The following is a 22,933-nucleotide window of genomic DNA, read 5'->3' on the forward strand; positions in this document are numbered from 1 at the left end:
GGTCTTTCTGGTGCACTCGCTTGAACTTTTCTATCAGGTAGAAGGCTGAGTCTGCTCGTGCGAGCGAGTGCCGACCCAAACAGAAAATGTTCGAGTGGCAACAGGTGATCGATTGAGCATCGTTCGCGATGGTCTTCGCGAATCGCATCTGATCAAAGATGAACATGTTCGAGTCATTCACCGCGACGACGACTCTTCCACACACTCACTCATCAGGCGATGGACTTCCCTTTGAGTGAGTGTGTTTTCTTTTGCCCCAACCGCCACCTCCGGGTGTCAGGATCGTCAATTTGTCGCCCGCTTCAACTTGAAGATGAACACACCCATCGAGCTTGACCGTCTCACCAGACGCACGCGTCAACAGGTTCTCTCCTGCTTGACCATCAGAACCTCCGCTCAAACCGAAGGGGAGATAATCCCCGCGTCGCTGAGTCAGAAGCGAGACCTTCAGAGGTTTTTCGAAGACGAGTGTTCTCGAGATTCCGGCGCCGCCGGAGAACTCTCCGGAACCCCCTGACCCTCTTCGAATCGAAAACTGTTCCACTCTCACGGGGTATCGATGTTCGATGACTTCCACATCTGTCAATCGAGTGTTCGTCATGTGAGAATGAACAGCATCGGCGCCGTTTCCAGTCGATGTGGCTCCAACGCCGCCGCAGATCGTTTCGTAGTATCCGAATGTTTCATCGCCGAATGTCAGGTTGTTCATCGTCCCCTGACTGGCTGCAGCTTTTTTCAATGCTCCCAGCAAGACATCAACAACCCGCTGAGACGTTTCCACGTTTCCGCCCACAATCGCCGCGCATTGTCTCGGATCAGAATAGCTGGGCGGATTCAGAAGAGACTCCGGCAGGATGATCGACAGTGGCATCAAAACGCCTTCGTTGAGCGGGATCGATTCATCGATCAGACAACGAAAGACATACATGCACGCGGCGGTGACGATCGCACGATTTGCATTTAAGTTCGAATCGAGAACTGGATCGGTCCCCGTAAAGTCGATCGTGGCTGTCTCTCCAGCAATCGTGATCTTAACGGCAATCTTCGCTCCGTTATCGAGGTGATCGGCAAAGTCGTAATCTCCGTCTGCCAACTGGTGCAGAGCGCGTCGCATTTTCTTTGCTGCGAGATCCTGAATGTGTTGCATGTACGTCAGCACAACATCCTGCCCAGCTTCGTGAATCATCTCCAGCAGCAGTTTTTCACCAGTGCGATTGGCAGCGACCTGTGCCTGAAGATCAGCGAGGTTGTCTTCCGGGTTTCTCGAGGGAAATTCCCCAGACGTGAGCTTCGTACGCAACTCTGCTTCATGTGAGACACCACCTTCAACCAGCTTGAACGGTCGGATTAAGACTCCTTCTTCGCTCAACGATTTCGAGAAAGGTGGCATACTGCCGGGAGTCATTCCGCCAATTTCCGCATGATGTGCTCGGCTGGCAGTGAAGAACAATAATTGACCCGACGTTTGATCATGGACGGGAGTAATCACCGTCACGTCAGGAAGATGTGACCCGCCGGAATAAGGATCGTTCGTGACGATGACATCGCCCCGCGCAAGGTCGGGGAATTTCTTCATGACCGCACGAACTGTTTCTCCCATCGCTCCCAGGTGAACCGGAATGTGGGGAGCGTTGACGACTAGCTGTCCGTTGGCGTCGAAGATCGCGCAGCTAAAGTCGAGCCGTTCTTTTACGTTTGTCGAGATAGATGTCTTTTGAAGCGTCGCTCCCATCTGCTCAGCGATCGAGGCAAACTGATGATTGAAAACTTCAAGGCGAATTGGGTCCGGAGCAGATTCTGTAGTCGTCGCTGTCTGTGCGCTCGACTCGACTTGCTCGTTTGCTGAGATGAGGCACGATCCATCTTTGAGCATTCGTCCACGAAACCCGGGTTCAACCCAGGTCGTTGCGCCGAGATCACAAAGAATTGCCGGCCCGTCAAACTCGTCAGCAGTTGAGAAATGTTCACGATGATAGACCGGAACATCGAGGGTTTCTCCCTGGTGCCAGACTTGTGTTATCTCTGTCTTCTCTCCAGAAGCGGACGCTTGTTCGCTTCTCTGCGAAGTTGGAATATGGCTTGTTTCTCCGACAACTTCGACCTCGATCGCGACGACTTCGAGGTCTCGATCTTCATGGACATAACCATAGGTGCGTTGATGTAGTTCCTGATATGCGTCTCGAATTGATTGCTTCTCCGAATCGCGGACAGCGAGTGTTGACTCTCCGCCTGCGTACCGAACATGGAACCACTTTTCCGGGGTGAGAATTGCGTTCTCTGCGATACCTTCGTCCTGAATTTCGTTTCTTAACTCCGTAACAAGATCGTCGAACTGAACGGTGAGCGAAGGCAGTAATTCAGGTGTGAGACGTGCTAATATCGAACGTCTTCCACGTTTTCGAATATCCGCCAGACCCATGCCGTAAGCGCTCAAGATTCCGCAGTATGGGTGAATCAAAATCGACTGAATTCCAAGTGATTTCGAAATCGCACACGCGTGCAAACCACCGGCACCGCCGAAGCTGACCATCAAGTGTGCGCTCGGATGAAAGCCGCGTTGCACTGAAACTTTGCGAATCGCGCGGGCCATTGTTTCGTTCGCGATGTCAACGAATCCCTGAGCCAACTCGTTCGGCGTATATTTCGTTCCAAGGGAACTCTCGATCTGATCGCAGAGTGTTTCAAGCTGTGATTCAACAGAGTTGCGATCGAGAGGAAACGGGAATTCTTCCGGTCTCACACGACCGAGAATCACGTTCATGTCAGTGATCGTCAATGGGCCGCCACGACCATAGCACGCTGGTCCAGGGTCCGCACCGGCGCTGTCTGGTCCCACTCGTAATTGAAGACCATCGAAGTGACAAATGCTTCCTCCCCCGGCAGCCACAGTTTCGATGGCGAGCGTTGGAGAAGCGATTCGCACGCCAGCTTTGACTGTCTCAGTCTCCATTTCGAAGGTTCCCCCAAACCGACTCACATCGGTGCTGGTCCCTCCCATGTCAAATCCGATGGATCGCACAAAACCTGCATCGGAACTGATCCGAGAGAAGGCAACCACTCCGCCCGCAGGTCCGGAGAGCAAGCTGTCTTTTCCTGTGAATTTGAGACCGTCGACAAGTCCTCCTTGCGAGGTCATCAACTTCATATCCGTACCGGGAGCGAGCGAACTTCGAATGCGTTCGACGTACGATCGAAGAACCGGATTCAGGTAAGCATCGAGGACGGTCGTTTCCGCTCGCGGCACAATTTTGATTGTCGGTGAGACAGCGTGAGAGAGGCTGACCTCTGTAAAACCCAATTCCCTAGCCAGCGTGCCGAGTTGCTGTTCGTGGATTGGATTTCGATACGAGTGCAGTAGAGCGATCGCGATGGACTCGCTGCCGGTTTGCTGGAGCTGTTCCAGCTGCTTTCGAGTTGCATCAAGATCGAGTGGTTTGAGAACTTCTCCTTCCGCATTCATCCGTTCATTAATTTCGATGACATCGCGAAAGAGAGGAGACGGCTTCTCAATGTTCAAAGCGAACAAATCGGGACGATCCTGATTCCCGATCAACAACAGGTCTCCGAATCCCTTGGTGACCAGCAGCGAGGTTTTCGCGCCCTTGCGTTCGAGAAGTGCGTTCGTCCCGCGTGTCGTTCCCATGCGAAGGGTGATGGGCGGAAGATTTCTGTTGAGGGGTAATTCGAGAATCTGGCGAATGCAGATCACAGGAGCTTCGAGCCCGCAGCTCAACTCGTAGCGAGCCCTTGAAGACGTTGCTTCCGGGATTTGGTCCGCCAGAGTGAACGTCCCGTCGTCGGTAGAGAACGATTCGATTGTCGATTGAAAGACTTGCTCGCCGCGCGCATTGAGCAGAGAGAACTGCCATCCCGACCAGAAATTGGGTGGTTCGGAACATCGAGACCGATCGCTGAAACGATTGCCATCAATCGTCTCGATTTGGCCTTTGACGACTCCCGAGCTGAGAGTCTTGTGAGTTCGCAGCACACCCTTAGGAGATCGGGCGACGCAATCGGTGAACGTTCCTCCGACATCAATCCAGAACTGCCAACCGCTCAACGACTTCCCTCCTGACTCACTCAAGGCTCCCGGTCAGGACGAACACGAACCCCTGAGGATTCGCTGTCCCCCAAGGAGATTGCTTTGCACATCGTCGCAGAATATGCGAAAGTGCCTCTCCCACCAATCAACTTTCACCGATTCCTTTTCGGAGTTTTATGAAAATGACCGATCGCTCTGCGTCTCCACTTTCCCGCCGCGAACTGTTGAAGACATCGACCAAAGCCGCTGCTGCCACTGCAGTCGCAAGTATGGTCCTGCCCAAAGCTTACGCTGCCGAAGATGACACCATCCAGGTTGCTCTGGTGGGGTGCGGCGGACGAGGAACAGGTGCTGCAGACAATGCACTCTCTGTTCAAAATGGAAACGTCAAACTCGTCGCAATGGCAGACGTTTTCGAAGGTCGTCAATCGACAAGCTACAACGCACTGTCCGGAAAGCACGGCGACAAAGTCGATGTGCCGGAAGAGCGTCGCCACATCGGATTCGAAGCTTACAAAGCAGCTATGGACCAGTTGCGTCCGGGAGACATTGTCATCCTGACGACTCCGCCAGGCTTCCGCTGGGTCCACTACACATATGCAATTGAAAAGGGCCTGAACGTCTTCATGGAGAAGCCGGTCACCGTCGACGGACCGAGCTCCCGGAAGATGCTCGCTCTGAACGAGAAAGCCAAAGAGAAGAACCTCAAAGTTGGCGTCGGATTGATGTGCCGCCACTGTGAAGCTCGGGGTGAGTTGTTCGATCGAATTCAGAACGGTGAGATCGGCGACTTGATTCTGATGCGTGCCTATCGAATGGTCGGTCCAACCGGTTCAGCGTTTGCTGCACCGAACGATGGTGCACTCAGCGAAGTCATGTACCAGATCAAGAACTTCCACGGGTTCCTGTGGGCCAGCGGAGGAGCTTTCAGCGACTTCCTGATTCACAACATCGATGAAACATGCTGGATGAAGAACGCCTGGCCTGTCGAAGCTCAAGCGTCCGGTGGCCGCAACTATCGAGGGAAATTTGTCGACCAGAACTTCGACACCTATTCCGTCGAGTACACCTTCGCTGACGGCAGCAAATTCTTCATGGAAGGCCGCAACATGGTCGGTTGCCATCAGGAATTCGCCAGCTATGCCCAGGGCAGCAAGGGCTCGGCCATTATCTCGACCTCCTCACACTTCCCAGCCCGTTCACGCATCTTCAAAGGTCAGAAGATGGACAAGGACAATCAGGTCTGGGCATTCGGTCGCGACGAGATTACTCCTTACCAGCTCGAGTGGGATCACCTGATTTCAGCGATTCGAAACGATGAGCCGTACAACGAAGTTCAGCGCGGAGTCGAAGCGAGTGTTGTCACTTCGATGGGACGTATGGCCGCACACACCGGCCAGATTGTCACGTTCGACGACATGTTGAACTGCGAGCACGAGTTTGCACCGAACATCGACAGCCTTACAGTCGATGGACCTGCTCCACTTGTCGCTGGTGCGAATGGCAAATACCCAGTTCCACTGCCAGGGATCATCAAGTCCTCGGAATATTAAGACGAGTTTCCGGGTGCTGTTTGAATCTCTGCACTCACCGTCACTCTTTTCGTACGATGTCAGCTGCTCGACGTGAAAACGTCGAGCAGCTTATTTTTTGAGTAGGCAACGCACAGCGTGATGGCGAGGACCGATTCGGCGAATGTGTTGATAGGAGCGATTAATGGAGAGACCGGATTTTGATGTGGCCGAGGCGCACCGCTGGTTCGCCATCGAATGTAACAATCGGGCATGGGATCTCGTTGAAGCGGAGTCCCGAACCGAGGACGAATTGCAGGAAATGCTGATGGCTGCATCGACTGCCGCATGGCATTGGAAGCAGATCGGAAAGCCGCTAAACAATCTGCGTGCGCAGGTTCTATTATCAACTGCTGCGATCGTTGCTGACGATTCAGTCCAAGCTCAAAAGTCAGCAGCAAACTGCTTGCAATTGTTGGGCGAAATTGAAGACGTTCCTGAATTTGATCGCGCGTGTACACACGCAGTTTGTGCTGTCTCGTCACGAATGAACGGCGAACCCGACAAGTCGGAACAACACTTCGCTCAATTTGACGAGCTGGTTGCGAAGCTGGACGAAGAGTCTCAAAAACTGCTGTCGAGTTTGTATCGAAAGTGACGTCGGATTAACGGTCACCTTTCCAGACAACTTTGGACTTGGTCATCAAATCGTGTGGAGCACGCTTTTGGGACTGGAAGGCAGTTAGCAGGAACGGGATTCCTCCCAGAATCTGGAAGCAGAGTCGCAGCGCCCATTTCTTGGTCGCTTGCTTAAAGTCCATCTTCTTGTTGTCTTCTGTGACAACCATCAAACCGAAGGCGTCTTTGCCCATCGTACTCTTCAGCTCCGAACCTTCCTGAATCGTCCAGTACATCCAGTTCATATACAAGAACCAGACGATACCCATGATCGGCAGCATCGCTTTGTTGAAGAGCATGATCAGAATTGTCGCACCGTTGAGAACCTGACCGATCAGCATCGCTCGCTTGTCTGCGGTCACGATAAACGATGCCAACGGGTAAAGCATATTGTCGATGGTGTGAGACAGGTATCGCACCCAGAACGTCGCAGGAGTGCCAGTCTTCATTCGCTCTACCGTGTCGATGAGCGAGGAATAGTAGTATCCCAGGCATCCGATGGCTCGCATAATAAAGACCGCAGGAAACGCGGCGATGTAGCCAATGGGAGCGATCAGCAGGAACGCAGCACAGATGTTGAGGATGACACGAATCAGCGTGTAGATCATCGAATCGGAATCAGCGTTCATTCCGATGGTGTTGATAATCCACTCAGTGATATTCCCGGTGATGTTGTTGACGACCGTACTGTTAAACGGGTTCACGTCCTTGATCAGAAAGAAGATTCCCGCAGCGACGAGAATGGCTGGGATCGCAGCAATGAACGCCACAATGTGAAAGTAAATCACGCCGGGGAATGCCTTGCCGAAGTCTTTCAGCAGTTCCCACAGAATCCAACCTTTGTACTTGTACTTGGCTGTCATGTGGATCATCGCCAGCGGCAAAAGCACAAGCGGAATGACTCCAATCAACAGGATCGCGATTCCCGCAAACACCGGATTGCCTGGATTTGTGGCGAACAAGGCGATTCCAGAGAGGATCAGAAGAGGAGTCACCGGCCCCATGACGATTCCCGGCCACACGAGCGCACGAATTCCGGATGCGATTGACGCAAACAGGTCGAAGTGAATTCGATCTGCCTGAAATTTGCTTCGGAGTCGAGTGTCCCCGATGATTCGCAATCCCAGAATCCAGAACCACCCGGGCAAACCGAGGACAGACAGGATCGTCATCGAAATCCAGAAGACCTTGGGAGGCATTTGTTCCTGGATGTAGATGAAGCCCATGTATCCGCAGAGCATGGTCAGTACGCCAAACAGCGTCCAGGCTCCCCCGGTGCGAATCGCCAGTCCCCATTCCTTCTTGAGAAAGCTTCCCGACTCGGACCAGACGGCTTTGAAGAACAAGTTCGGGTCGGGCCCTTTTCGAGCTCGTTTCTTCTGTTCTTTCCGGTCCATTTGACCGGTTTCGACGTTCATTCCGCAGGCACGACAGACCGGATCGTCTTCATCCATTTCCGCGGCGCAGTAAGGACAAATCTGATTCTCTTGGTCTTCGAGAGCGTAGTCGTCGATGTCGCCGAAGCCGAATGGGTCATCCGCAGAGGGCTTCGAGGCTGCTTTCTTGGGAGCCCGTTTGGGGCGAGATGCGCCTCCCGGCTTTCCGGCAGGGACTTTGATTTTTGTCTGACACTTTGGACAGGCGATTGTCTTGCCTAGTGCCTTTTCCGGGATGTTGAGAACTTTTTCGCAACTACGGCAACGGATCTTCGGCATCGATGGGCTCCGGCAATTCCTGCACGGGAGGAGTCAAATTGGAATGACTGACGTTGAATTCTTACTGAACTCATTCGGCACCGTTCCCGTGAGTCCGAGGCAAAACAAAGGTCCGAATTCGGAGTTGTTTCGCTTCTCGATCGATGAAATCTAGGAATTCCGGACGAGATCTGGGAAGGCAACGAGGAGTCCACTGCATCACACTGTGTAACGCAAGTCCAATCACTCTAGCAACTTCCTGAGAAATTGCACCCGGGGCTGAAAGTTCGTGACCAGTTAGAACGATTGTTCGGCAAAGTCAGGGAACCCTACGAGTGAGCCCGTTCGGACTCTCACTACGGATGTCGGCAGGAATTGAGCCAGCGACAAGAGATCTTGACCCGAATCAGACACTCATCGAGACTCTCGGTTTTCGCGCACCAGCATCTCGAGAAGGATTCCGTGATGGCTGCTCACATTCCGAAAGCCCTTGTAACAAGTATTGTGAAAAGTATCGCTTTTGCGGTCGTGATCCTCGCAATTGCTTCCACATCGTCCGCTCAACAATTCCCTACAGGCGTGATTGTCCTGAACAACGGGCAGGTTCTCTCCGGTGTGATCGGAGAAGTTCCGGGGGGCTATGGCGTTCAGATGAACGGTGCCTTTCACGTGATCACGACACCTCAAATTGATGTCGTGGCAGCTTCGATGGAAGATGCCTATCGAGTGAAGCGGGAGCGCGTGCCGAATCCGACGGTCGAGGACCACATGATTCTCGCTCGTTGGTGCCTGCTGCACGGACTCCTCGAGGAAGCTCAGTCCGAAGTAGCCCGTGCGAGAATTCTGGACCCGTTGCGAGAAGACTCGCGAGAGATGCTCTCCAACGTTGATCAGCAACTGGCTGACAGATCGAGGAAGGCAGCGAAACCGAAAATTATTCAAACCGGCGATGGTTTCATCGAACTCGATGAACGTTCGACAGCTGGCCTGCTCAAAGAGTCTCATCAGGAATTCATCCGCAAAATTCAGCCGCTCCTGCTCAACAAGTGCGGAAACGCTCACTGTCACGGAGAGGTTTCTCCGACCGGGTTTAAGCTGACGGCCATTCGTTCGCGAGGAACAGCCGGAAACCGACTCCAGAATCACGCGAACTTGCTCGCTGTCATCGATCAGATCAACTTCGACAATCCTCAGGCGAGTCCGTTGCTGATTGCTCCAACTCACGTTGGCACAGGACATCCGCCAGTTTATTCCAGCACCTCGAACAGTCAGTTTGTGAGCATTCAGCAGTGGGTGCTCGAAGTTGCCCTGTCAGGAGAGATCGACAGGAAGAGACTCGCTGCCAAGGCTGACCCGGTAGCGAATCAACCGCGATATCTGCATTTTGGTCCGCAAGCTCAACAAGCCAGCCACGAAGCTGTCGTTTCCGACAAAGAGCCGCGTCTGCTGCCGCAACCTCTTCAGTCGTCCGAAATGAGCCAGCAATCTGAGGTCGAGCAGACTTCAGCAAAGAAAAGATCAACGTCGATCGATCCTTTCGACCCGGAGATCTTCAATCGACGCGTTCATGGAGCGCCGTCTCGTGTTCTGCGAGACGCTAAGTCTTCCAAGAGTCCGTAGGCTCAAAACTTTCGATTGTTGTGGAATTCGGTCGCGATGGACCCGGCGAATTCGTAGACTGTCTCGCCGCTCGCCATTTCCGTCATTCGCGACAACCCGCCGGTCACTTTCGAATCAGATCAGACCGGCACTTAAGATTCCGCTCGGTCGAGGAACGTCATGAGTCACTACAGCCCCGCTTACAGCATCACCATCCGTCTTCGTTACTTTGATGTTCCAGGTGCACTGGGGAAAATTACATCTGCGATTGGAGACGCTGGAGGTTCGATCGGTGCTGTCGATATTGTGAACAGCCTCGACGGCACACTGACTCGCGACATCACCGTGCAGGCAACCGATGTCGAGCACGGGGAAAGCATCGTTGAAAAAGTGGACTCGCTGGATGGGGTCGAAGTCTCGAACGTTTCGGACCGGACTTTTCTGATGCACCTCGGCGGAAAGATCGAGGTTGTTTCCAAGGTTCCTGTCAAAACTCGTGACGACTTGTCGATGGCCTACACTCCCGGCGTCGCTCGTGTTTGTAAAGCGATTGAGTCGGACCCGGAAGCGTCCTTCAACCTGACGATTCGTCGGAATACCGTCGCTGTCGTCAGTGATGGGTCAGCAGTGCTCGGATTAGGAAACATTGGCCCGCTCGCTGCAATGCCTGTTATGGAGGGGAAGGCGCTTCTGTTCAAGGAGTTTGGAGGAGTCGACGCATTTCCCATCTGCCTGCAAACACAGGATGTTGAGGAAATCATCCGCACCGTAAAGTATCTGGCTCCGTCATTCGGCGGGGTGAATCTCGAAGACATCTCATCCCCGCGATGTGTGGAAATTGAAGAACGCCTCCAGGAAGAAATCGATATCCCTGTCTTTCATGATGATCAGCACGGGACCGCTGTCGTTGTCCTCGCTGCACTGAAGAACGCTCTGAAAGTCGTCAACAAGTCGATGGATGAGATTGAAGTCGTCATCAATGGAGCTGGAGCGGCTGGTGTCGCGATTGCCAAGCTGCTGACTTCAGTCGGAGTCGCCAACATGGTTGTCTGTGACAGCCAGGGCGCGATCTCACGCGGGCGGACCGAATATGTGAATCCGCTCAAAGTCTGGCTCGCGGAACATACGAATCCGCAGAATCGATCGGGGTCGCTTTCCGAAGTCATTCGTGGAGCGGATCTCTTTGTCGGAGTTTCTGTTGCAGGGGCACTTCAGAAATCAGATGTTGAAGCGATGGCCGACGATGCGATTGTCTTTGCGCTCGCCAACCCTGATCCCGAGATCTTGCCAGAGCATACTTCCGCAAACGTCAAAGTCATGGCGACAGGCCGCTCGGATTATCCGAACCAGATTAACAACGTGCTCTGTTTTCCGGGGCTCTTCCGCGGGCTGCTGGATGTCCGTGCTCGCAACATCAACGAAGAGATCAAGATCGCAGCTGCTGACGCCATTGCGAGCGTCATTTCCGAATCGGATCTTCACCCAGACTACATCATCCCGAGTGTCTTCGATCGCCGGGTCTCGACCGCTGTCGCTGAACAGGTTTCGAAAGTGGCCGTCGAATCAGGTGTGGCTCGACGCGGAAAACCATCGCCGCAAGCCTGATATCTTCATCGAAGCGAAGAGCCTCAGAGCGAACTTGAAAAGAGCGGACAAAGGGGATTCTTTGTCCGCTCTTTAATTTGTTGCTGAGCTTGTTTCACAAACACTTTTCGTCGTGAACAAACCTTGGAGTGAATCTCGCAGCGACGTCTCGTCTGAAACGCGAGAGGCTACGTCGATTCTCGTTGCATGGTTGCACTTAGAGCAGTTTGAGATTTGATTTGCACAGGAAATGACTACTCGCTTTAGCGGCGACGTTTTTGTGCTGCTTTGAGTCCTTTGGCGACGAGGTCCATTGCTTCAGCTGCGGGATAGTCTTCGAGGACATCGAAAAAGCATGCGAGGACACGTTTGGTCTCTGCGGCATTGATCTGCAGCTTGGCAGTGTCTGCCTTACGTGAGACCTGATCATAAATGTCGGTCAGAGTCGGAGCCTTCTTTGCAGAAGCAGCTTTCTTCGCCATTGGTCTTTTCCTTCATGGAGACGCGCCGCGATTCTCCTGCTCACACGCCATGCGAATTCAGTTCTGAGATCCACTCATCAGGATGCTCACGGAGACAGGAAAACTTTCACGGCTGGGGTTCGACGAACTCGAACCATAACAGACCGATGAGTGAACTCACACCCTGAGACTATTTCGGCAACGTCAGCGATGAAATTCAAAGTGAATGTTCCGTCGGTGTAAGTGTCTCACTAAATGCAAAACCGGGACAGCCATCGAGTGATAGCTGCCCCGGTCGATTGATACTCAGTTCACGAGTCAGTCAGGTTTGAACCTTTTGTCGCCTGAGCGAGATGACTCGTGAAGTCGTTAAGACTTTTAGAACTGCTGGCCAGCTGCCAATGGTGCGAACAACATGACGAGCTTGGCAATGTTCTGCATCTGAGCGACTGGCAAATCTGTTCGACATCGAGCAGAACGTCCTTCCGCTGCCAGGGCAGTTCCGATGTAGGACTGAGTCAGGTAGAGGTTGTCGATCATTTGGGCATCGAAGGGCATCGGTGGCAAACCTTCGACTGTAGAAACTGCCTTCATGATCCCCGCGACTCCGCTCGCGACATCGACGAAGAGAATCGCGTTGACCTCTTCCATCAAGTTCTCGCGGCTCTCAGCAAGACCGTTTTCCCGGCCAGCCTGATAGTTCTTTAAGAACTGTTCCGCTCCATCTTTGCCGCCTCCCATGATGGTCAGGTAAGCATCATCGAGATAAACGACGCGAGACTGAATTCCATCCGGTCCAAACATGACCTTCTGAAGTTGTTCCTGCATTTCGACACCCGGTTGGGATGGATCGTATTCCTGTTCGATCGAGATGACGTCCGCTTTGTGGTCGCCGAATGTCTCGCCATCTTCATCGATCGTCGATGTTTGTGTCACTCCTGGAAATTCAATGTCGTTCATGGCGACAATGCTCTCTCGCATGTACGTCTTGAATTTGTCCATTGGATCAGCGTGAGCAATACCGGCTGCCTGAATCATTCCGTTGGCGGAGTCGCCGATCGTCACGCTGGCTGCCATCGAACCCATTTCCACGCTATCGAGCTGATCGATGACTGCTTCGATTTTCTCGCGTGATTCTTCGTCGTCGGACATTCCAGCACTCAGGCCAACTCCCCAGCGAGTCAATTCTTTGACCCCATTGTTCAGCCCGTAATAAGCAGCTGCACCTTTGGGAAGCTTTGAAAGTTCAGCGATCGGAGAAGTCGGGAGGTTTTCGAGGAACTTGGCTGAGTCTGTTCCGCTTTTGAACTCGGCGAGTTCTTCGATTCGGATTCCTTTTTGATCCAACGACACTGCAACAGAAAATGCATCTGCATCTCTCACAGCCTGGAAGAAGGTTTCCACCATCGTTCCGTACATCTCAATGACTGGACCAATATTGACTCCAGAGTTCTGTGGAATCGCAAAACGCAAGTTGTTGAGTTGTTCGAGAACTTCTTCGTAGCCAGTTTCAATTTCCTCAGAGTAGACCTGAGTCAGATGGTCGGCGTTGACGAAGATTCCCAGCTCACCTTGAGCGAGAACTTTTGCAATCGGTTCAGCCATCGCTGCGTGGACCGAGTCGTCTCCAGTCGCTGCTTCGGGCAAATCGCCTTTGTCGGTGTAGAAGACCCAATCGCCTTCAACTCTGGATTGCACATTGTCACCCAGTGCTCCAACCAGATCGCCTGTTTCAATTGCCGGAATCGCGAAGACGACCAGCGGCTCAGCTCGTCCTTGGGAGTGAACTGTCATGTACCAGCTTCTGGTCATGTCGACACCGGTGAGGGTCCGGTTCGAAATCGCTCGGCCGAGATTCTCAACAACAGCAGCCCGCGCCATCTCTCCCAATCCTGGCTGAACAGCGTCGACGAGCGCGACCACGCTTTCAACCGTTTTGTCCGGTTCATTCAGTCGGACGACGATGTCCACATCTTTCGAAGTGGAAGTGAGTGGAGCGTCCTGAGCAGCCGCAGTTAATGAGAGGCTGAGGACGAAGACGGGAATGCATCTCAGTGTTCGCAACATGTGATCAATTCTTCGCAAGAGAGTGAGAACTGACTGAGAGAACTCACAGCCAGAGTTGGGTACGAAAATGGCATCGTCAACCTGAGGAAACATCGTTCGTAAGTCCCAGTGTCAGCATTCAGTACCAGCATCCGGTTCCGATATTCATTGGCTTCTCAATTCCACCCATGAAATGTCTGACAGGAACGATGTTTTTTACCGTTGTCGCCTGAACAGTCCAATAAGTCAACTGGAGCTTATGAGACGCTCCGAAGATTCTGTTCAAACGAGTTCTGAGTCGCTTTGGATCGAAAATTATGATTGATCCTCGCAAATTTTTATACTTTTTGTTGCTCGCCCAGAAAGCCCATTTTACCATGGAGCGGCTTTTGACGTCATGATCACAAACTTCCTAAGGAAATCCTAATGTCACGATTCTTGTTCGGACTGGCATGCACGGCCCTCTGCATGTCAGCAATGTCGATGTCTGCCAGCGAGGCTTATGCAGGCGGCGGGTTTTTCTCCGCATACGGATTCAACGGAGGCGGCTGCTACTCGACTTATCAGTCGTACTCTTCCGTCGACTACGCTCCTTATTCCTACAACTACAATCCTGTCAATTACGCATTCGCTCCATACGCTGGTGGATGCAATACCGCTCCGATTTCCAGCGGACCTTGCGATACCTGCACTCCTGCTCCAACATGCTCATCGCACTGCACCTCTTACTGTCCCGGAACATTTGGCAAGCACCACAAGGGATGTGGCTATCGTAACGGCTGCGGATACGGTCACGGATGTGGACTTCTCGGTCCATTCTGCCCGTTCAAACGAGCGAGTTATTCCGATTGTGGGACGTGCGGCAGCTTCGGATATTCAGGCGGCTGCTGCGGCTGGTAGTTTCTCACTGGAAATTCGATTTGCCAGCGGCTACCATCAGAACTGGTTGATCCAAAGGCTGTGATGTTGTGGAGCGCTCCCAAACATTGCAGCCTTTTTTTCTTGCGCTCAACGCTACACAATCAGCGTGTTGCGTGGTCTTTCGCAAATCAAATACCCCCCAGGCTGAAGAGGAATACACGGTGTCCGCAGGCAGTGAACAGAATGAGTCCCAAAATGTCCACGTTCGCTTGGGAGACCGCAGCTACGATATTGTCATCGGAAATGGAATTCTGCCGCAGGTTGAGGAACTGGTTTCAAGCTGGCTTCACCTCGATTCCTCAACCAAGGGAACGCGAACCGTTCTAATTGTGACAGACTCGAACGTGGTTGACTGGGCCAAACGTGTTCAGAGTTCATTCGATGCTTCCGGTTGGAAGTCTCGAGTCTTTGAGTTCGCCGCTGGTGAGAGTTCCAAGAAGATTTCGACGATCGTCGAAGCTTGGGACGCACTCGTCGATTTTCAGGCAGACCGCCGGACTGTTGTGATCTCCGTCGGTGGGGGAGTTGTTGGAGATGCTGGCGGATTCATCGCAGCGACTTACGCTCGCGGAATTCCGTTCATTCAGGTTCCGACCACGCTCTTGGCCACGGTCGACAGTGCCGTTGGTGGGAAGGTCGGGATCAATCATCCGAAAGCGAAGAATCTTATCGGAGCTTTCCATCAGCCGTGCGGAGTGGTGATCGATACGGAAACACTCAGCACTCTTCCGGATCGCGAGTATCGATCCGGATTGGCGGAAGTGGTCAAGTATGGCGTCATTCTCGATGAAGAGTTCTTTTCTTTCCTTGAACAGAATATTCACTCGCTGAATGAACGTGCTTCGAATGTTCTTAGAATGGCCATCGCTCGAAGCTGTGAGCTGAAAGCCAAAGTTGTGGAAGAAGACGAATTCGAGACAACCGGCTTACGGGCGATTCTCAACTACGGTCACACCTTCGCCCACGCTTTCGAAGCTCTCGCTGGCTATGGGGAACTGCTTCACGGCGAAGCGGTTTCGATCGGGATGGTCTACGCAAGTCGTCTCGCTGAGAAATGCGGACGCATCGAACAACCAGAGACCGAAAAGCAGGTCCATCTCCTCGAATCACTTCACTTGCCGACGAATCTCTCTTCTCCCGAGTCGATCAGTTTAACGGACGTCATCGACAGAATGCGTCTCGACAAAAAGACCGTCGGCGGGCGCTTGCGATTCATTCTTCCGACCCGAATTGGACACGTCGAACTGATCGATGATGTCGACGAAACGCTTGTGATCGAAACGCTTCGCGAGGGAGGCCTCTCGGAGTAAACGGATAGCGACTCTCATCACTCTTGAACTGAGGTGTGCGGCCATGGAGTCACTGAAGATCGTACTACTTGCCATTCTCGCGAGTGTGATCTACGGCATCGTTCACGATCAAATCACAGCCCGCATTTGTGTTGAGTATTTTACGATCGGCCATCCCGATATTTTCGGAACAGACGATCCGACGCTGCTTGGATTGGGCTGGGGAGTCATCGCGACATGGTGGGTCGGTGCCGGGCTGGGAGTGGTCTTGGTAATCGCTTCAAGAGTTGGTCAACGGCCGAAGCGGACAGCCCGCGAACTGGTTCGCCTGATTGCCGTCCTGATGGTTGTGTGTGGTTTGACTGCAGCATGTGCAGGTTTGATGGGCTATTTCTTTGCAAAATCCGGTTCGGTCTATCTCGTCGGATCGATTGCCCGAAGAGTGCCAGCTGAGAGCCACAACCGGTTCATCGCCGACCTTTGGGCTCACTCAGCGAGTTATCTCTCCGGGACCGTGGGTGGACTTCTGCTCGCTTTCAGAATTTGGAAGTCTCGGAAGCTCATGGAATCTGAGACAGTCGTTGAAGAAGTCGCCACTGCTTGAGAACATCGATCGTTTTTACTGATCGAGCGATTCCTGAAATGTTCAGATGGGACAACGGTGAATCGTTACGCTAATCTGTTCAATGACTTCTGACACTCGAGAGCATCATCCTTCCAGAAACGCAGCGACTCGCACAAGCAAGCTCTGCATTCATTGGCAGGTTCACGTTCATTCGAGTGCGGAAAAGCGATGAAAATGGTTCAGGCTGACCGCATCCCTGCTCGCTCCGTGAGTGCCATTTATTGAGGACATTGAAGTGATCTGTATCACCGTCACCCCTTCATCACGAACGTTGGCCAAAGCTGATCTTCTGAACGCCGCGCGGCACGGTGACATTATCGAGTTGTGCCTCGATCACTTCAGCAAAGACCCCGACATTGAAGATCTCATCAGTGCTGTCGACAAGCCCATTGTTGTCTCCTGCCGACGGAAACAGGATGGAGGTCAATGGGAAGGGACGGAAGAAGACCGGCTGCTGCTGCTGCGTCGTGCGATTGCAGCAGGTCCTGCTTACATTGAGTTGGATCTCGATATCGCGAACGATGTGCCCCGCTTTGGATCGACTCAACGGGTGATCAGCTTCACACGTCTTGATCGACCGGAGACGGATATCGACAGAATCTTCGACGACGCAGCCAACGCTCGTGCCGACATCGTCAAATTCACATGGCCAACGCCAACGCTCGGAGCTGCGTGGCCGTTGCTTGTTGCTGTCAGTCAAAAGAGAAGATTGCCAGTCGTGGGGATGGGATTGGGGCGACCGGAATTAACGTTCTCGCTTCTCGGACTCCGCTACGGTTCTCCGTGGATCTACGCAGCGCTCGAAAAGGGAATGGAAGCACACGATGGTCAGGCCACCGTATTTGAGTTGAACGACACCTACCATGCTTCCGACATCGATTCGAAAACTCGCTTCATCGCTGTGTCAGGATTTGGCGAGTCCCAGACTTTGACCACTCGCGTTCTCAATGCAGCTTTCAAAGAACTTGACATGAATGTGCGGTGTTTGCCGATCGAGCTTGAAGACGTTAGTGATCTGAAGCGGATGCTCGACATTCTGAAAATTCGAGCCATCATCGTCGGGAATCAACACGGCTCGGCCATTCTCGATCTCGCCGATCATGTGGACGCACACGACTCCGAGAGCGGTTACCTCAACCTGCTCCTCAAACGCGATAACGGTTGGCACGGTTACAACACACTTTGGAGAAGCGGGCTGAAAGCACTCGAATCAGTGATTTCAGAGACCGGCAAGTCGCTGTCGAAAATGAATCTGCTCGTCATCGGCAACGGAGGAATTGCTGACTCGATTGTCTACGCGCTCACGCGTCGGGAAGGGATGGTGAGCGTGTGCGGTCCGAAGGACAAACTCGCCCAGCAGACAGCTCAGAAGAATTCCTGTCGCTTCGTCCCCTATCAGAATCTCTACGAGACGTTGGCCGACGTGATCATCATCGCTGACCCGAACATCTCGATGGGGTCTCAGCACGGGCAGATCAATCCATCGGTCATCAAAGCGGACATGACCATGCTCGACGTCAGTGATCTTCCCTTTGAAACTGAGTTCATGGCCGAAGCCAGAGAGCGCGGCGCTCACACAATCAACACTGCCGGGATTTACACACAACTTCTCGAAGCGCAGTTCAAAGCGATCTCAGGAAAAGACTTGCCTGAGTCCGCGTTCCTCAAAGGTCTCAGTGAATCCTGAATCAGTGAATCCTGAAAACGTTCACTCGTTTCGCACATCGGAATTCGCGAAACTCACTTCTCGAAGTCACTCGCTCGATGACTCCCGCAACTGAATGCTTCTCATGAATCAACGTATTTTCATCTGGTCACTCACCTCTGCACTTGCAGGCTTTCTGTTTGGATTTGACACAGTCGTCATCTCAGGAGCCGAGAAAACCATTCAGGAGTTATGGGGACTCAGTGACCAAATGCACGGTCTGGCGATGAGTATGGCCCTGTGGGGCACCGTCGTCGGTTCACTCGTGGGTGCCTGGCCGACCGATACTCTCGGACGCAAACCGACTCTGTTGTGGATTGGAGTTCTCTATTTCATCTCCGCTGTCTGGTCTGGACTGGCGGAGAACGTCAACTCCTTCATGATCGCACGTTTTCTGGGAGGCTTAGGAGTCGGCATCTCAACTGTTGCGGCTCCATTATACATCTCAGAAATCAGTCCGCCGAATTTACGCGGGCGTCTGGCAGGCATGTTTCAGTTCAACATTGTCTTCGGAATTCTGATCGCCTTCCTGTCGAATCATCTTCTCGCTGGCGTAGGAGAAAATGCGTGGCGATGGATGCTGGGGATCGAAGCTTTTCCCGCTCTGATCTACACGCTGATGTGTCTAACGATTCCGGAAAGTCCTCGTTGGTTGATCGGACACAAGGACGATCTCGAAGCAGGCCGGCGCACTCTTCAACTCATTGAACCAGAAGTCACCGACGACGAGCTGTCGCGGCAGATTCACACCATTCAAAATGCATCACACAAGACGTCAGCAAAAGAACCCTTCTGGACAGCACGACTCAAAAAGCCGATCACGCTGGCGATTCTGATTGCCTTCTTCAATCAGCTTTCAGGGATCAATGCGATCCTTTACTTCGCTCCACGAATTTTCGAGCTGACCGGACTCGGTGAACAAGCTGCACTGCTGCAGTCGATCGGGATCGGAATCACCAATCTGATCTTCACGTTTGTGGGGCTGTGGCTGATCGATCGACTGGGCCGCAGAACACTCCTGCTGATCGGTTCGATCGGGTACATCCTTTCTCTCGGGCTGTGTTCCTGGGCCTTCTATTCAGGCAACGTTTCGATCGTCCCAGCTTGCATCTTTGCCTTCATCGCAGCCCATGCTGTCGGGCAAGGTGCCGTGATCTGGGTCTTCATTTCCGAAATCTTCCCGAACCAGTTTCGCGGAGCAGGGCAGTCACTGGGAAGCTTCACTCACTGGATCTGCGCAGCCATGCTGACGATGTTCTTCCCGCGAATGGTGACACATTTCGCTCCGGGTTCCGTCTTCCTCTTCTTCATGTTCATGATGGTTCTTCAACTGATTTGGGTCCTCACCATGGTTCCCGAAACCAAAGGAGTTCCCCTTGAAGAAATCGAACGGCAGCTGGGAATCCGTCCTGCCGACGAAGAAACTCCTGCGAACTGAGCGGCTCGATACTTCTTGGATGTGTGCATCAAGCGACGTTGAAAGAAAGACCTATTCCGAGTGACTGCCCTGCGAATTGTCAGTCGCTTGTTCATGAGTCTACAATGGGTTGTTCGGCAATTTCGTTTGAGTGACGATTCTTCGTCACGAAACAACTGGATGCTGAGAATCCGTCGGGGGTAGGCTTTCGAGTTTGGGGAATGAACGTGGCATTCCAGATTGAACCCGACCGGCCAGAGTGTGATGAAGTGCGTCGCGTAGCTGTGGAACAACTGACCGAAGCGAAACGTCTGGTTGCAGAGCTTGATTCCGATCAAGCACGATCAATTCACTTGCTTCGACGATGCTTCAAAAGACTTCGGGCGCTTCTCCGCCTTGCTCGTCCGATGATGCCGAATACCTGTCAAATCGAGAACAGAATCTTTCGCGATCAAGCCCGAAGAATCTCTGCAATTCGTGATGCAGATTCGCTTACGGAAACGCTCACCTGGGTCGAGAAAAAACTCGCTACCAAAGTTTCGGACAAGGAGGTTGCCGCGATTCGTTCGGTTTGCAGTCAGCAGCACTCCGACGTCGATACAACCGAACTTCAAACTTCGCTTCTCGATCAGATTCAAACAGCCATCGACCGCACTTCCAATTGGAAACCTGAAAACACTGGTAAGAATTTGATCGACGGTTTTGAGAAGACATACCGTCAAAGTCGAAAGGCGATGCGGAAGGCATCGAAGTCGCGGGCCATCCAAGATTTCCACGAGTGGAGAAAGCTCGTCAAATACCATTGGCACCAGTGTCAGCTGCTGTCGAAGTTCGGCGAAGATGTCATCGCTGCACGGCTTCGCCCTGCAAAGAACATTGCTTCCAAGCTGGGTGACGACCATGATTTGGCACTCTTCATCGAGATGATGACGACGCAGCCCACGAAGTCTGCGTTTCGAAAATCAGGAGTCCGTCGAAGCACGTTGAAAAGAGTCGTGAAGCTTTGCCGTAAGAAAAGAGATCGACTCGAAACAGCTGCACTTCATACTGGAAAACGACTGTTTTCGAAATCATCGATTCTTCGCTGAATTGCGGTCAGCTCGTCACCTGTCAGTTGACGTCTTTGCCTGTCAGCAGAAGTTCGACAGCGTCAGCATGCGAGGCGATTTCGAGAACGCTCTTTTGGATCTCTTCTCCGTCGACGGTCGATCGCGGATAGGAGCAGGTGATCACGAAGTACTCTTGATCATCAACATCTCGCAGGGCCAGTGCTCCGTGTGAGATTCGAGAATTCAATCTCAGAGCAGCTGAGAAGTAGTGAGGTTCCGCCGGGCAGCAGACGCTGTAAATCTGCAAGAGTCGCTCGTGATACCGATGGTTGCTGTGAGTGACGAAGACGGTTTGCTTTCGCTCGTCAGGGAGCGAGACATCAATCTGATACTGTTCACCGCGACGCACCCAGCTGACATGACGCGTATGATCGAATGCTTCGTGCATCAATGATTCAAGATCTCGAGTTTGACCAAGGACCGCTTGAAGAAGCTGCGAAGCTTCAATCCCGTCTCGAGGACGATTCTGCGGGCTTTTCTCCATCATTAGTCCGAGGCACTCGCACAGCTCGAGTGGAAGTTCCGGGCGGTGTTCACGAATGTTGGGGGCTGTCTCGGTCGTCGCTGCGGAGACGAGATCCTGCATTTTCCGTCGAGGGAACGGCAACTTTCCAGCGAGCATGTAATAGAAGCAGACACCCAACGCGTAGACATCACTCGCAGGCGAAGCTTCGACTCCACTGAAGAGTTCGGGAGCCATGAAGTGCGGCGTCCCTGCCAACGTTCCCGGCATCTCGAAATAGGAGTTCCCGTGCAGACGCTTCGCCAGCCCGAAGTCGCTGATCTTCGGAATTCCGTGATGCGTCAGGAGAACGTTGTCCGGTTTCAAATCGCGATGAACAATTCCCAAACGGTGAGCTGCCGCCAATCCGTTCGCAATTCCGAGTGCCAGAAACGTCGCACGAGGAATGAGAAGTGGACCGTTTCGGATTTCTGTCTGCAGCGATTTCCCCGGGACGTATTCCATTTCAAGAAAGTTGAGATCGTCTGTCTGACCGATCGCATGCACAGTGACGACATTCGGGTGCACGATCGAAGCGGCCGCCTGACCCTCGGTGCAGAATCGATCGAGGTAATCGGGATCTCGGGAGACAAGATCCGGTGAGAGGACTTTGACAGCGCACGATCGATTGAGTTGCAAATGTCTTCCGAGAAAGACCCATCCCATTCCGCCTCGGCCAAGCAGCGACTGCAAGAAGTACTTTTCAAGAGTCTTTCCGATGAGCGCTTCGATCCGTCGATCCTTGGCGTCTTGCAGCGCCTCCGATCGGCTCATCCATTCTTCGGCGGACTTCCAGAGCATCGTCTTAAGATAAGAATTGTCGCCTGCGGAAATCGGCATTCCACATTGCGGGCACAGCGTGTCTGCCTGCACACGAACAAACGATTCGTTGCAGGCGGGACAGTAGATCGACAACGGCTCTTCTTGAGATTCCGACACGCACTCCACTCCCCGCCAAGACTTTGAAATAAAACGTCCCCGCCCGAATCATCCGTCAGCTTCTTTTCCAGCTCGACTGAACCGACTTCAGCGTTTGTGCCACAACGCAATACCGCTCGGCCAACTCGACCGCTTTCGCAAGCGTCTCATCGGGAGCGTCGGATTTGATAACGAATTGAATTCTGACGTCAGTGAATCCAACCGGCACGGACCGATCGATTCCCAGCGTGCCGCGAAAGTCGACATCTCCTTCGACGAACAGTTGCGCGTCTTCAATTGTCAGACCCATCGCGGTACTGACAGCTGCGAAGGTCACACCTGCACAACCGACGAGGGCTTCCAACAGCATCTCAGCCGCACAGGCAGCGGTTCCGTCTCCGCCTGCCATCGGGTGAAGACCTGCCGTTCGCGTATGAGGTTCGCTCTCATGAATTCGACAAGCGACGTGTTCAACATCGACAACACCCTTCGCTGAAAGTGTCGCTTGGGCTGCGTCGGAACTCAATCGAAATTTCTCCTTCCATGGAGCTTGAAGCTGTCGAAGTTCGTCGGGACTCAATGTTCATTCCTCTCATACAGGCGGATGGTTGGGCGAAAACTCACTCGAAAACCGATCAGTCCGGATGAGTGATTCGAATTTCACAGTGTACAGACTCGTGAACACGCAGTTCGCTAAGGCGGCAGAATTCTTTGAATGAGTTTCCAAAGGTTTGGAACAACAGCCATCTGATCGTTGAACCCTTGGCGCGTGTCCCTTGTCCTCTATGCTACACCCTCTGCGCAGTCGTCCCAACTATGACGCCTGAAACAG

At 52.9% G+C, this 22,933-nt stretch carries 16 protein-coding genes; 10 read left to right on the plus strand and 6 right to left on the minus strand.

Annotated features, from left to right (window positions below; genetic code table 11):
• Positions 1 to 205: 205 nt before the first annotated feature.
• Positions 206 to 4,060 carry a hydantoinase B/oxoprolinase family protein gene (locus AB1L42_RS05800; RefSeq protein ID WP_367052333.1) on the minus strand — a complete coding sequence of 1,285 codons (3,855 nt, stop codon included), beginning with the start codon at positions 4,058 to 4,060 and terminating at the stop codon, positions 206 to 208.
• Between the two features lie 164 nt (positions 4,061 to 4,224).
• On the opposite strand from AB1L42_RS05800, the gene AB1L42_RS05805 reads away from it, so the two are divergent.
• Together AB1L42_RS05805 and AB1L42_RS05810 are read left to right on the plus strand one after the other, a co-directional pair.
• Positions 4,225 to 5,595 carry a Gfo/Idh/MocA family oxidoreductase gene (locus AB1L42_RS05805; protein WP_367052335.1) on the plus strand — a complete coding sequence of 457 codons (1,371 nt, stop codon included), beginning with the start codon at positions 4,225 to 4,227 and terminating at the stop codon, positions 5,593 to 5,595.
• Positions 5,596 to 5,758: 163 nt separating this feature from the next.
• Positions 5,759 to 6,211 (plus strand): hypothetical protein, encoded by a 453-nt coding sequence (locus AB1L42_RS05810; RefSeq protein WP_367052337.1) that lies wholly within the window; start codon positions 5,759 to 5,761, stop codon positions 6,209 to 6,211.
• 7 nt (positions 6,212 to 6,218) lie between these two features.
• On the opposite strand, the gene AB1L42_RS05815 is transcribed toward AB1L42_RS05810, so the two are convergent.
• A complete protein-coding gene (locus tag AB1L42_RS05815; RefSeq protein WP_367052339.1) occupies positions 6,219 to 7,946 on the minus strand; it encodes an RDD family protein in 1,728 nt (575 codons plus the stop codon).
• A gap of 444 nt (positions 7,947 to 8,390) precedes the next feature.
• On the opposite strand from AB1L42_RS05815, the gene AB1L42_RS05820 reads away from it, so the two are divergent.
• Both AB1L42_RS05820 and AB1L42_RS05825 read left to right on the plus strand, forming a co-directional pair.
• Positions 8,391 to 9,545, plus strand: coding sequence for a hypothetical protein (locus AB1L42_RS05820; protein WP_367052341.1), 1,155 nt, complete (start codon positions 8,391 to 8,393; stop codon positions 9,543 to 9,545).
• Between the two features lie 159 nt (positions 9,546 to 9,704).
• Positions 9,705 to 11,129 (plus strand): NAD-dependent malic enzyme, encoded by a 1,425-nt coding sequence (locus tag AB1L42_RS05825; protein ID WP_367052343.1) that lies wholly within the window; start codon positions 9,705 to 9,707, stop codon positions 11,127 to 11,129.
• 242 nt (positions 11,130 to 11,371) lie between these two features.
• On the opposite strand, the gene AB1L42_RS05830 is transcribed toward AB1L42_RS05825, so the two are convergent.
• Together AB1L42_RS05830 and AB1L42_RS05835 are read right to left on the minus strand one after the other, a co-directional pair.
• Entirely contained in the window at positions 11,372 to 11,590 is a 219-nt protein-coding gene (locus tag AB1L42_RS05830) for a hypothetical protein (protein ID WP_367052345.1), read from the minus strand.
• Positions 11,591 to 11,947: 357 nt separating this feature from the next.
• Positions 11,948 to 13,636: a hypothetical protein gene (locus AB1L42_RS05835; RefSeq protein WP_367052347.1), complete on the minus strand. Its 1,689-nt coding sequence runs from the start codon at positions 13,634 to 13,636 to the stop codon at positions 11,948 to 11,950.
• Between the two features lie 405 nt (positions 13,637 to 14,041).
• Between AB1L42_RS05835 and AB1L42_RS05840 the strand changes: the two genes are divergently transcribed.
• From AB1L42_RS05840 to AB1L42_RS05865, 6 genes are all read left to right on the plus strand, one after another.
• Positions 14,042 to 14,515, plus strand: a complete 474-nt coding sequence (locus tag AB1L42_RS05840) for a hypothetical protein (protein ID WP_367052349.1) — start codon at positions 14,042 to 14,044, stop codon at positions 14,513 to 14,515.
• A 182-nt stretch (positions 14,516 to 14,697) separates the two neighbouring features.
• Positions 14,698 to 15,846: a 3-dehydroquinate synthase gene (gene aroB, locus AB1L42_RS05845; protein WP_367052351.1), complete on the plus strand. Its 1,149-nt coding sequence runs from the start codon at positions 14,698 to 14,700 to the stop codon at positions 15,844 to 15,846.
• Between the two features lie 43 nt (positions 15,847 to 15,889).
• The gene (locus AB1L42_RS05850; RefSeq protein WP_367052353.1) at positions 15,890 to 16,429 is read left to right on the plus strand and encodes a hypothetical protein; all 540 of its coding nucleotides are present in this window, start codon (positions 15,890 to 15,892) and stop codon (positions 16,427 to 16,429) included.
• 256 nt (positions 16,430 to 16,685) lie between these two features.
• Positions 16,686 to 18,137 (plus strand): type I 3-dehydroquinate dehydratase, encoded by a 1,452-nt coding sequence (locus tag AB1L42_RS05855; RefSeq protein WP_367052355.1) that lies wholly within the window; start codon positions 16,686 to 16,688, stop codon positions 18,135 to 18,137.
• Between the two features lie 103 nt (positions 18,138 to 18,240).
• Positions 18,241 to 19,593, plus strand: a complete 1,353-nt coding sequence (locus tag AB1L42_RS05860; RefSeq protein WP_367052357.1) for a sugar porter family MFS transporter — start codon at positions 18,241 to 18,243, stop codon at positions 19,591 to 19,593.
• A gap of 200 nt (positions 19,594 to 19,793) precedes the next feature.
• The gene (locus AB1L42_RS05865) at positions 19,794 to 20,660 is read left to right on the plus strand and encodes a CHAD domain-containing protein (protein WP_367052359.1); all 867 of its coding nucleotides are present in this window, start codon (positions 19,794 to 19,796) and stop codon (positions 20,658 to 20,660) included.
• A gap of 22 nt (positions 20,661 to 20,682) precedes the next feature.
• On the opposite strand, the gene AB1L42_RS05870 is transcribed toward AB1L42_RS05865, so the two are convergent.
• Positions 20,683 to 22,122, minus strand: a complete 1,440-nt coding sequence (locus AB1L42_RS05870; protein ID WP_367052362.1) for a protein kinase — start codon at positions 22,120 to 22,122, stop codon at positions 20,683 to 20,685.
• A gap of 55 nt (positions 22,123 to 22,177) precedes the next feature.
• Positions 22,178 to 22,681: an OsmC family protein gene (locus AB1L42_RS05875; RefSeq protein WP_367052363.1), complete on the minus strand. Its 504-nt coding sequence runs from the start codon at positions 22,679 to 22,681 to the stop codon at positions 22,178 to 22,180.
• Positions 22,682 to 22,933: the final 252 nt, after the last annotated feature.

It is taken from the genome of Thalassoglobus sp. JC818, from assembly GCF_040717535.1.
In the GTDB taxonomy this organism is placed as follows: Bacteria; Planctomycetota; Planctomycetia; order Planctomycetales; family Planctomycetaceae; genus Thalassoglobus.